Source organism: Streptomyces sp. NPDC101237 (assembly GCF_044767465.1).
Taxonomy (GTDB): Bacteria; Actinomycetota; Actinomycetes; order Streptomycetales; family Streptomycetaceae; genus Streptomyces; species Streptomyces gramineus.
Map to the genome: position 1 here is coordinate 31182 of NZ_JBIWNY010000029.1, position 11356 is coordinate 42537.

Sequence of the window (11356 nt, forward strand, 5' to 3'; positions counted from 1 at the left end):
GGGCGCCGCCACCCGAACGAGGGACCGCACGAGGGGCCCCCGCGTCACGGGGCGTCGCGGGCGCGGTGCTTCCCCTCCCTGATCGCGCGGCGTCGCGCGTCGTCCGTGGGACCCGCGGGACCGGCCGGGGCGGCCTCGGTCCGGCGGGGGATCGCCGCCAGATAGGCGTCGCCGCGCCGGTGTACGACGAGGGCGGGACGGGCATCGGGGGTGTCCGGGCCCGTCGCGTGGTGACGCCGGTGGGAGCCGTCCTCGGCGACGACGATCAGATCGCGGCCGATGTGACGGGCCGCGAGGGCCGCGGCCAGGTCCGCCGTACGGGCGTCCCAGCGGCGTGCGGTCACCAGTGCCGTCCTGAGGAGTGCGCGTCGCTGCCCGGCGGTGAGTCCGCGGACGAGTTCGGCGGGCAGCCGGCCGCCCGAGTCGCGGATGGAGTCGCGCAGTTCCGGGCTCCGGGCGAGGGTGTCGGCCGCCACCGCCTCCACCTCGGCGAGGTGATGGACGGCGTGCGGGTCCACGTGCGCATCGTGCCCGGCGAGCGCCTCGGCGGTCGCCGCCTGCGCCAGTCGCCGTGGCCGGCCGGTGTCGCCGGCGGCCATGCCCACCGCCGCCCAGAATCCGTTGCCGTCGGCCGCGCGGCCGGGCCGGAGGGGGTCTTCGTGCCGCCCGGGGACGACCGGGAGACCCTCCCGGTCCACGTGCGGTCGGTGCAGGTCGTAGACCACCGTGCCGCCCTCCGGGTCGGTCATGGCCAGGGTGCGGTGGTCGGTCGCGGTGTCGAAGACCGGGCCGGGTTCGGCGCCTTCGGCGGCGGGCCGCGTCCGCCACGGCGGGGTCGCGTGGGCCGGACGGACCGGGACCGCCATGTCGTCCGTGCCGTCCGTCGTGACGACCGGGACCGCCGGCTTCGGCTTCGCGGCCCTCGGGGCTTGCGGACCGGTCGAGCGGAGGTTCGGGGGGTGGGGCGGGGTGAAGGTCGTCGCCGCCGGCTCGTCGAGGTTCCCGCGCCGCAGCTCCTCCTGCCTCTCGGCGCCCAGTTGGTGCCAGGCGGTGAGCCGGTCGGCGCCGCGGCGCAGCCGGGCGAGTTCGGTGTGCAGGGCCCTGCCGTGGTCGTGCAGCGCCGTCAGATCGGCGGCGACCTCGTCGACCGCGGCGCGGGCCAGGCCCTCGGCGGTTCTGGCGGCGGTCAGTTCGTCGGCGGCCGCTCGACGGGCCTCCGCCAGTCGCCTCCGGGCGTCCTCGACCAGAGCGTCGCGCAGCCTGGCCCACTCCTCGTGGTCGGCCTCGGCGTCGTCCTCGGCCTGCTCCCTGAGCAGCGCCGTCAGCGCGTCCCGGGCTTCCCGGACCGCCGGGAGCGCGTCCACGTCCCGGTCCGCCAGTCCTCGGGCGACCTGGCGGGCCTGGTTCCACGCGGCCTCCCGCTCGGCCCCGGTGCCCAGGCGCAGGTCCCACAGGGCCTTGTCGTTGGCGACGAGGGCGGCGCTCGCCTGCTGGACGGCGTCCCACGCCTCGCGGGCCGGGGCCGGGTGGTTGGTGTCGTCGAGCAGCCCGAGCCGGAGGGCGACGTCCTCGCGGACCCAGACCAGGGCCGTGGTCTCGGTCTCCATCGCCTGGGCCTCCCGCCGCGCGGCGTGGAAGACGCCCCGGACGGCCGCCGCCAGGGCCGCGTCCTTCAGGTCGTGGTGCACCCGCGCGACGCTGAGCCACCGCACCGGGAGCGCGTACAGGTAGGCGCGCGTCCTGTTGTCCGGCTTCACGTTCACCGAGCCGAAGCCGTCCAGCGCCGTCCCCCGGGTCTGCGAACCGCCCGTCCGCCGGCTTCCGCCGACGGCGCCCTGCGCCGAGCCCGCCGGGGTCGGGCCGGCCGGTCCGGCGTCCAGCGTGTGCCCGGACGAGCCGCTCTGCGCGAACGTCGACGCGTTGCCGTGGGCGTTCTGCGTGGGCGTCTCGAACTTCATGCCGTCCGCGACCGTCAGCAGCCGGGCCCGGCCGAACTCCGGTCTGGAGTAGAGGTCGAGGCGGCCGCTGGCGCCACCGAGGGGGCCGCGCCACTCCAGGCCCGGCACCTGGTAGCCGTCCGCGGTGAGCGCCCGCCCGAAGAACGCCGTCAGGGCCATGCCCGACGTCGCGGTCTCCAGGCTCTCGCGCGGGCCGGTGCCGATCCTGGTGAGCGGGGTGTCGTGGGCCTTCGCCAGGACGGCCCCGTCGTCGATGTGGGCGTTCAGCGGCAACGCGAGGGACGCGTCGTACGCGGCGCCCAGGCCGAGGATGTGTGCCAGGCGCAGTTCCTCCAGGCCGAGGAAGCCGCGGACCACGAAGCCCTCGGCCGGCATCTCGAAGGGACGGCTGCCGCCTTCCGCGCCGGGGTGGTCGACGGCGCGCCAGGCGTCCAGCCCCGCCGGCAGCGGCACCCGGCGGGTGCGGCCCGGCCGGTCGAGTTCGGCGGGTGCCAGCGGATCGGGCCGGTCGCCGGCTGCGGGGGTGGGCCGCATGAGGCTGATCGGCACGTGCCTCGTCAGGGAACCGGCGGGCGCGGAGGCGTGGACGCGCTGGGCCGGGGCCGTCTCCCCGGCCTCGGCACCGGCCATCACCAGGGTGATGCGGAGCTCGTACTGCTGGGCGGACACGGCGTGCAGGTCCGTGTACGTCACGATCGTCCCGGAACTGGTGGTGTCCGTCCGCGTGGTACCCGCCGTCCACGCGGTGGAGGCCGACTCCGAGACGGCGGGCCCCGCCGATCCGACTCCGCCGGACCCGGTGTCGGCGCGCGCGGACACGGTGACTCCGACGGTCTTGCCAAAGGTGCGGGTGCGCACCTGCTGGTCGGTGACCGTCGCCAGCGTCTGCTGCTCCATCTCCGCGCTGTGGTCCAGTCCCAGGAACCTGTGGTCCGGTTCGGCGGCGGGAACCACCTGGACGATCAGTTCTCCCTCGTTCTCGATCAGCCAGCGGCCGATCTGTACCGGCACCGCCACTCCCGGGCCGGCCAACTCGTTGCCCAGGGCCCGGATCACCCGGCCGGACACCAGGTGGCGGAGCCGATCGGCGCTGTCGCCCTTGAGGTTCAGCCGGCCGAGCTGTTCGTCCAGCCGCAGCAGCGCGCCCGCGGGATTCAGCGAGTCGACCGGCCAGCCGTCGAACGGCACCTGTCGCAGCCACGGGAACTCCGACCAGGCGGACTCCTCGTACCAGGGGACACCGCCGTACTCGTCGCGCAGCGCGCCTGTTTCGTAGGCCGCCTTGACAGGGACGAGGCCGAACCACCGTGCCGTGTGCCTCTCGCCGTAGGCGTCGGCGAGCGACGAGGGCACCAGGGGGGTGCCGTGCGCGGCCGTGCCCGCACGGGTGGAGGCCACCGTCCATTCGTGCTCCGCCGGCGCGCTCCCGAGGACCTGCCGTCCCGTGGACTTGCGGTTGGACACCTGGGTGACGGTCCGCTGGGTGACGACGGAACGGGACGTGCTGACGCGGCCCGCGAGGGAGAGGCCGACAGTGGTGGCGACCCCGGCGTGGTCGACGGACGTCAACTGGTTGATGCGCCCGCCGAAGTCCAGGGTGCTGGTCCTGCCGTCGCGCCCCGTGGCGCCCATGGCCGCGACGGCGGCCCCCTCGGACTCGATGTCCGTCGGGCCGCCGAGGACCTCCACCGTCGACTCCCCGCCGGGGGCCCGGTCCAGCAAGGTGATCCGGTGGCGGACACGGGATTCCCGGTCCGCCAGGTACGGCGTCCCGGTGGTCACCGACCGATCCACGCCCATCGGTGTGGCGAGGGCCCCGAATCCCGCGACCAGGTTCTCCAGTCCCAGATCCAGCTGCCATGCCGTACGGCCCTCGGTGCCCGCCAGGTTCAGCCCCCACGCACCCCGTGACGCCCGGTTCATGACTCTCTCGGCCACCGCGGGCAGCCCCCGGACGTCCATGTGCAACGTGCTGACCGGGTACTGCCCCAACGACCTGGAGCGCCGCGTGACGGTGCTGATGTTCCGTGCCGTCCTCGCCAGCCACTCTCTCGTCCCCAGCGCCATGGCACGGGCGTACTCGACCGTCATCGGCCTCGGCACGGGGGGCTCCCCGGCGTGCGCGGCCACCATTCCTTCCCGCACGGCCTCGTCCGGGGACCCGGTGTATTCGACGGGGACGCTGAGCACCGCCTCGGCGTGGCCGCCCGCGCTCCGTTCGTCGTCCGAGGCCCCGGGATCCACCAGCGTCCGGTGCCGGTCCTGGAAGACGAACGCCTGCGTGTCCAGGAGATGGGCCGACGGCAGGCCCCGCAGCCACCGGCGCGGCCGCCAGTGGCCGTCGCTGCTGACGGTGAACCGGACGCCGTAGCGGTACCAGTCCATGCCGCCGGTGGTGATCGAGGTGGTCTCGTCACCGCCGGACAGCGCGTAGCCGCTCTCCGCCTCCGTACGCCGGCCGATACGGATGCCGAGGGCCGCCGTCTCCGCGTGCCCCGGCAGGCCCGCGGTGCCGGACGACCCGTCCCGCAGGGACACCGTGCCTTCGATACCCACCTGCCAGGAGCGGCCGCCGCCCCGCTGCCCGGCGACGGTGTCGGCGCCCGGGGCGCTGAAACGGCTGCGCTGATCGGTCCGCCGGCCGAGGTACCGCCTGGTGGTCAGCTCCGCGTCGACCCGCACCTCGATGTGCCGGCGTCCCAGGGGCGTCCACTGGTCCAGGTTCATCCGCAGACCGGTGTGCAGCATCACGGCCAGGTTGGCGTTCATGCTCTGGGGCGACAGCCGTTCGAGGACGTCGCGGGTGTTGTGCAGCACCGTCAGGAAGTGCTCCGTCCCGCCGGTCCACCGGGGGTTGGCCGGGTACAGCTCGGCGAGCGAGGCGACCACGTCCGGGTAGGCGTGGTCGAGTTCCCTGAGCACCTGTTCCGTGAAGGACGACGAGGCCCCCGTCCTGGCGCCTCGGTCCTGCGGTGCGTCACCGTCCGGGAAGCGCACTTCGTGCACCCGGCTCACGCCGAGCGAGTGCTCGGTGATGAGCCTCGGCACCGGCCCGCCCTCCCTGGGGGCGGCCACCTCCCCCCGTCCGACGAGCCGCTCGGCCTCGCCGACGGGCAGCCTCACCAGGACCGACACGGCGCCGTTCGCGCTCGTCGCCGCACGCCGTTCGCCCTTCCGCAGGGTCTGGTGCCCGGCGGCGTTGCGCGCGGGGTCGCCCGACGTCCTGCCCGTCACCAGGGCCGGACCGTGGACGACCAGGTTCCCGTGCAGCCGGTACAGCGCCGTCGGTACCCCCTTGGCCTGTGCTCCGACCTTGATCCCGGCCGCGCTCCCGAGGGCCGTGGTACGGGAGTCGAAGGCGCCGACGCGCGCGGTGCCGCCCACCTGGACGCGCAGGGAAGGACCGCCCGGGAGCGACGCGTTGAAGCTGGGCCCGAGGGCGCCGCCGGCCTCTCCCGAGCGCGAGACCCCCGCCGCCCGCTCACCGCGTACGGCCGCCTGCGCGATGTCGCGGATCTCCGCCGCCGTCGTCATCGGGCCGACCTTCTCCAGCCGCTCCGGCCGGAGTTCCAGGCGGACGACGCCCAGCGGCCGGTGGCCGTCGGCACCTCCGTACAGGACGGGGCTCAGGACCGGTCCCATGAACAGCGAGCGCGCGCTCTGCCGGAGACCGTCGGCCGAGAGCAGGTCGGTGATCCCCTCGGCCCCCTTCGCCCCCGGCGCCGTTCCCAGCATCCGCAGCACCCGTTCGCCGAGGGTGGGGTCGGCGACGACGTCCTCGACGCTCACCTCGTGGAGCCTGCGCCCGTCGCGCATCGGGATCTCCGCCGGGAAGGCCGAACCGCTCTCCGGCACCATGGTCGTCAGGAAGTCGGCGAGCCGCATGGAGAGTCCGTCGCGCACCGAGAACCGCAGCTCCGCGGGCTGCCCCGACTCGTCCGCGGGGAGCAGGCGGCCGTCCGTCCCGACCGGCCGTCCGGCCCGGTCGGTGATCCTGAACTCGTAGGCGAGGGCGTCGAGATGGACGTGGGAGGCGTCGGTACTGCGGGTCTCGGTCTGGTTCACCGTCTGGTTCTGCAGGGTGAGCCGCGACGACCTGCCGAAGACGGCCCTGGCGAAGCCGGTGAACCAGCCCGCGGCGACCCCGCCCGCCGGCCCCACGCCCACCGAGGCTCCCACGCCCCACGAGGACGAGTTGGTCCAGGCACGGCCGCCGCCCTGGGTGACCCGGCGCGCCACGTCGATCTTGGCCGGGTTGCCGAGGCCGAAGGTGAAACGTTCGGGGACACCGTGCGGTCGCGCGGTCAGCTGCATCCGCAGGTGCAGTCCGTCCTCGGTGTTGTAGTCGAACGTCCTGGCCCCGCCGATGAATCCGCTCGGATCGCCCTCCAGTGCCCGTATCAGCGGTTCCCGCAGGTCGGACCGCCGTCGTCCGCCGGACGCGGGCCGGATGCGGCGATGCCCCTCCAGCCAGTCGGCGGCTTCCCGTACGACCAGGTCCGCGCCGCGGATCTCGTGGCGGCCCGCGCCGAGCGCGATCCGGCCCTCGCCCTCGGAACCCGTCAGGTAGGAGGGCAGCCGGGAACCGTCGCTGAACAGCACCTGCCGGGCGTTCCGCGCCGGCGGGGGCAGTTCGCGGTCGATCCACGGCGGCCGCCGCCGGTTCAGGTCTTCCCCGACCGGCACCATGCGGGGCTCGGCCGCGTCGGGGCGGGGGCCACGCGGCGCGGAGGGTCCCGCGACCGGTCCGTCCGGGGGACCTTCGTGCCCGGTGCTGCGCGGGATGCCGCGCCTGGGGGACGAGGGGCCGGCCTCCGGCCGCGTCCCGCCCCGCAGACCACCGAACCGGACACCCCTCAGATGCAGAGCGGTGGCCTCGGCCCGCGCCTTCACGTCCATGCGGGTGAAGGCCGCGCCGTGCGTGCGCTCCAACTCCTGTACGGCTCTCAGCACGCCTTCCGTCGACGCCGCACCGCCGCCGTCCCCGCGCAGGCGCGTCTTCACCGACACGAGGAAGTCGTCGGGAAGCCGGGCCTCGCCCACGGTGATGACGGCGCGTCCCGTACGTCCCTCGCCGGGCGCGTCCAGCTCGACGCCGGCCTTCAGCCGTGCGGCCAGACCGGGCTGCCGGGCGTCGAGGCTTCGCTCGAAGGCGGCGCGAATCCGGTCGGCCCACACCGTGCTGCTCCGCAGCGACCTGCCGAAATGCGGCTCGCCGGCCACGGCGGCGGCACGGTGGACGGTGTACGTCACCTCGGGCAGCGGCCGTCCCGTCCTGTCCCGTTCCGCCACGTCGTGGGCCACGTCGGCGGCGAGCGCGTCGATACGCGCGCTCCCGTCGCGGCCGGGGCCCGGGTGCAGCAGGTCGAGGGCGAGGGCGGACGGATGCCGGGGCTCGGCCTTCCCGGGCGTGGCCGGGAACCGCTGCGCTGTCGACGGGGGCGGGGGCGGGTCCACCGGCGGGTGGACCCGCCCCGCGGTGGAGTCGGGCCGGGGGTGCGGGCGCGCGGTCGACGAGGCAGGGGCGGCCGACCCAGGAGGGGACACGACGAGGTTGGCAGCGGCCTGAGCATCGGCGTCGACGGGGGGCTTCACGACGGCTCGCGGTCCGGTGGCCTGCGGGTTCACGACGGCTCGCGGTCCGGTGGCCTGCGGGTTCACGACGGCTCGCGGTCCGGTGGCCTGCGGGTTCACGACGGCTCGGGACTCCGCGGTCCCGCGTCCCTCTGCCCCGGCTCGCGGCTGCGCGGCGCCGTCCGTCCCGGCGGCACCGTGCGTCTCCGTGACGGCCGGGGTCCTCGTGCCGCTGCCTGGTGCCCGCGGCGGGACGGTCTCCGTGGACAGACCCCGGCCGCCCGCGGTGACGTCCCTGCCCCGGCCGCCGCCTGACGTGGCGGTGGCGCCGGTGTGACCGAGGGGAGCCGGTGCGGGTGCGGGGACACGGTCCCCGGCCTGCGCGAGGCTCCCGGTGAGGCCGGCCGGAGCGCCCGCGGCGGGGGAGCGCAGAAGGGTGGTGACGCCGGACAGGCCGCCCTCCTGCGTGAACGCCGCCCCGCCGAGGGTCCCGTGCACCGTGGCCGGGACGGCGGACACCGGCGCGGACTGCGCGGAGACGACGGTGCGGCGCACGACGTCCTGGAGCCCCAGGTCGGCGACGGCCGTCCCGGTGCCGGGCGAGGTGCGGGTGCCCAACGCGCCGGTGCTCGTGAGGTGTCCCGTACGAAGGGTGCCGGCGCCGGGCCGGCTGCCCGCACCGGTCGGTGCGGTCGCCGGCTCGCCCAGCGTCAGCCCCAGGGCGTTCGTCCCGTGCGGCCCGGATCCAGCGGCCTCGGCGGACCCCACGCCTGGGTGGGCGGACCCCTCGGACCCGGCGGACCCGGCCGCCTCGGCGGTCTCGGCTGAGCCGACGGAATCGACCGCCTTCTCCCCCGCGCCCGCATCCGTACTCGCCCCCGTGGTGAGCCCGCTGCCCACGTCAGGGAAGCCCGGCAGGTGCGGGACGTGCGTGTTGACATGGATCTCGGCGCCGGAAGCCCCGGCGAACCGGAACTTGTGGCCGCCCTCCAGCGCGCCGATGAACCCCGAGGTGACCGCCGATCCGAAGGCCGACGTGTCGTCGCCCCAGATGGCGAAGGTGACGCCCTCGGTCAGGCCGCCGGTCACCCCGCCGAGCAGCAGCCTGCCGCCGAGCGACTCGGCGAATCTCGGCCTCCACGCCCGCCCCGCCCCGAAGACCAGGCCGCCCACGGCGCCGCCGATCGCACCCGACTCGACCGCGGACACCGTGGCGTCCTTGTCCCACTCGTGCCGGTGCCCCGCGAGGAACTGGCCGACCTGCACCAGTACATCGCTGACGAGGTTCAGCGCCACACCCGACCCGATCGACACCAGCAGGTTCTTCAGCAGCATCGTGACGATCGCCCGGCCGCCCGCCACCACCGTCGGAACCGCTTCCGGCAGCGCGAACAACAGGAAATGCAGGATCTGGAGGAAAACCAGGATCGACTGCGTGATGATCATGGCTTTCGCGTATTCGACCTGAAGTGCCGTGCGCCCCGAGAGATCGCTCATCCGGCCCGCGGACTCGGCGAGTCCCGGGACCATCCTCTCCATCTCCGTCACGAAGTCGCGGAACTCGTCCGCGATACGGCCGCCCACGCTGTCCAGCAGCACGCCGCCCGACGCACCCAGCTCGCCGCCCAGACCGTGCAGCTGCCGCGCGCCCTCCTCCCACGCCTCGCCCAGCTGCCGCAGGCCCGTCTCACTGCCCTTCGGCCAGTTCTGCCCGACGATCAGCGCGGCCACCGAAGCGACCGCGTCCGGCATCTCCAGGTCACCGTCCACAGGAACCTTCACAGGGCAAGCGGCTCGGCATCACGAGCCAGAATGCTAAGCGAAAATCGCGGGAATCGGATAAGTAATTCGCGCCTCGCGGATTGCCCCATAGTGCAATCCGAAAACCTCGGCGAATGCGTTCACGGCCGGTTCGTCGGCCGTTAACCGAGAATTCGTCCGGGCCATATCCCCGGGGAAATAGAGGGGAATTCCCGCACCGCCCGCACCGCCCGCACCGCCCCCGGCGCACGAGCGCCGGGCGCGGTCCGGGAGAGGGGGTCAGGACAGGCCGGTGGCCCGGACGACGGTCTGTGTCACCGCGTCGCCCCGGCCGTCCGAGGCATACACGCGCAGGGACAGGAAGCGGGCCGTCCGCGGCGCGTCCAGGCGGACCCGGGAGAGCGGTCTCACAGGGGGTCCTTCACATGAGGTCCATGCACATGTCCGGCGCGGCCCAGCCAGTTGGATGATCCAACGAATCGCCGGACGGGACGCACACCGCGAGGCCGCCCGTTCGGGCACGGACCCTGCCCTGGACCTCGACGGTCTCAGCCGAGGTGCCACTTCTGGTTCGACGTGCCGCCGCACTGCCACAGCTGGAGCCGGGTGCCTGCCGCGGTGCCCATGTCCTTGGCGTCGACGCACCTGCCGATCTGCGTGTTCACCAGGTCGTGCGAGCTGTTGAGGTTGAAGCGCTGCGCCCAGCCGCCGTTGCAGCGGGCCAGCTGGATGGTGGCGCCGTCGTTCTGCGAGGCGCCCGCGATGTCCAGGCACATGCCCATCGACCGCACGCTGCCGTCCGAGGCGAACACCCACTTCTGCCAGGAGCTCCCGGTGCAGTTCTGGAGGGTCAGCGGGGAGCCGTCGGACGCCTTGCGCGCGGACACTCCGACGCACCGGGAGGACGCGTAGCCGACGATCATCGACCCGGCGACGGTGGCGTGGGTGGACGCGGGCTTGGACGGTGTCCGGTTCTGGGTCTTGGTGGTGTTCTTGGTGCCGGTGGAGCCCGTGGCGGTGTGCGAGTCGGAGGCCTCGACCGCCTTGCCGCCACCGGACGAGGCGCCGGAGTGCGTGGACTTGGCGCCGCCGCCGGCCGCCGTGGCGCCCGAGGGGTGTACGGCGCCGCCGTCCGCCGCGTGCGGGGTGACCCGCGGGGCCCCGGACCGGTGGTGCCCGGCCCCGGTGGAGGGGGACGCGGTGGCCGCCGGGGGCACGGCGTCACCCGGAGCGGCCTTCGGGACGGTACCGTCCTCGACGTGCATGGCACGGGGCCCGGCGTCCCCGTCGCCGCCGGGGACGGTCATGAACGCGACGGTGCCGAGGCCGAGTGCCGCCAGTACGGCCACGGCCGTCATGACGCCGACGAGGCGTACGTTCCGCTCGGACTGCGCCTGGGGGGACGAGCCGCCGGTGCGGGCGGCGACGGTGCCGGCCTTGGCCACCACCATCCGCAGCAACCTCCCGGACCGGCCCTCGGAACTCCCGTCGGGGGCCCCGCCGTGGTTCTCGCCCTGGTTCCCGCTCAGGCCTTCGGGCCGGCCGGCGCCCCGGGCCTCGCGGCGGTTCAGGCCGTCGCCGGAGTCCGCGTCCGGGCCCTCTCCCGGGCCGCCGTCCGGGCCGGTCCCGTCCGGGCCGGCGGGCGGAGCCACCGGCGCCTCGCCGGCCGGCCCGGACGCTCGGGAGGGTTCAGCCCGTTTACCGGCCGGCACTGCCGCCGTAAGGCCCACCTGCGCCGTCCCCGCCGCCGCCTTCGGCTCGGTCTTCGACTTCGTCCGCGGCTCCGGCTGCTCCGCCGCGCCCGTCGTCCCCGCCGCCGTGGCGGGGATCGCCGCGTTCGCGCCCAGCGGCGACGACTCGGCGGCCGGGCTCTCCTCGCCGCCGGACGGCGAAGTCCCCGTGGACGCCGGGCCGTCCGCGCCGGGTTCCGGCCCGGCCGACGCCGACGGGGCGCCCGCGGACTCCGTCTCGCCCAGCCAGGGCAGTGGCTGTTCCCAGACCGCCGTCTCCCCGGTCGACTCCGCCGGTCCGATCCTCTGTGCCATGTGTGCCCCGCCCGCCTC

Annotated in this window: 3 protein-coding genes; all 3 read right to left on the reverse strand. The window is 75.0% G+C overall.

Going from position 1 to position 11356, the window contains the following annotated elements:
• Nucleotides 1-44 precede the first annotated feature (44 nt).
• The 3 genes from ACIRQ9_RS33410 to ACIRQ9_RS33420 all read right to left on the reverse strand — a co-directional run bounded on the left by ACIRQ9_RS33410 (nt 45) and on the right by ACIRQ9_RS33420 (nt 11338).
• Nucleotides 45-9314 (reverse strand): hypothetical protein, encoded by a 9270-nt coding sequence (locus ACIRQ9_RS33410; RefSeq protein ID WP_404182077.1) that lies wholly within the window; start codon nt 9312-9314, stop codon nt 45-47.
• A gap of 258 nt (nt 9315-9572) precedes the next feature.
• Nucleotides 9573-9704, reverse strand: coding sequence for a hypothetical protein (locus tag ACIRQ9_RS33415; RefSeq protein ID WP_404182080.1), 132 nt, complete (start codon nt 9702-9704; stop codon nt 9573-9575).
• Between the two features lie 137 nt (nt 9705-9841).
• Entirely contained in the window at nt 9842-11338 is a 1497-nt protein-coding gene (locus tag ACIRQ9_RS33420; protein WP_404182082.1) for a ricin-type beta-trefoil lectin domain protein, read from the reverse strand.
• Nucleotides 11339-11356 lie beyond the last annotated feature (18 nt).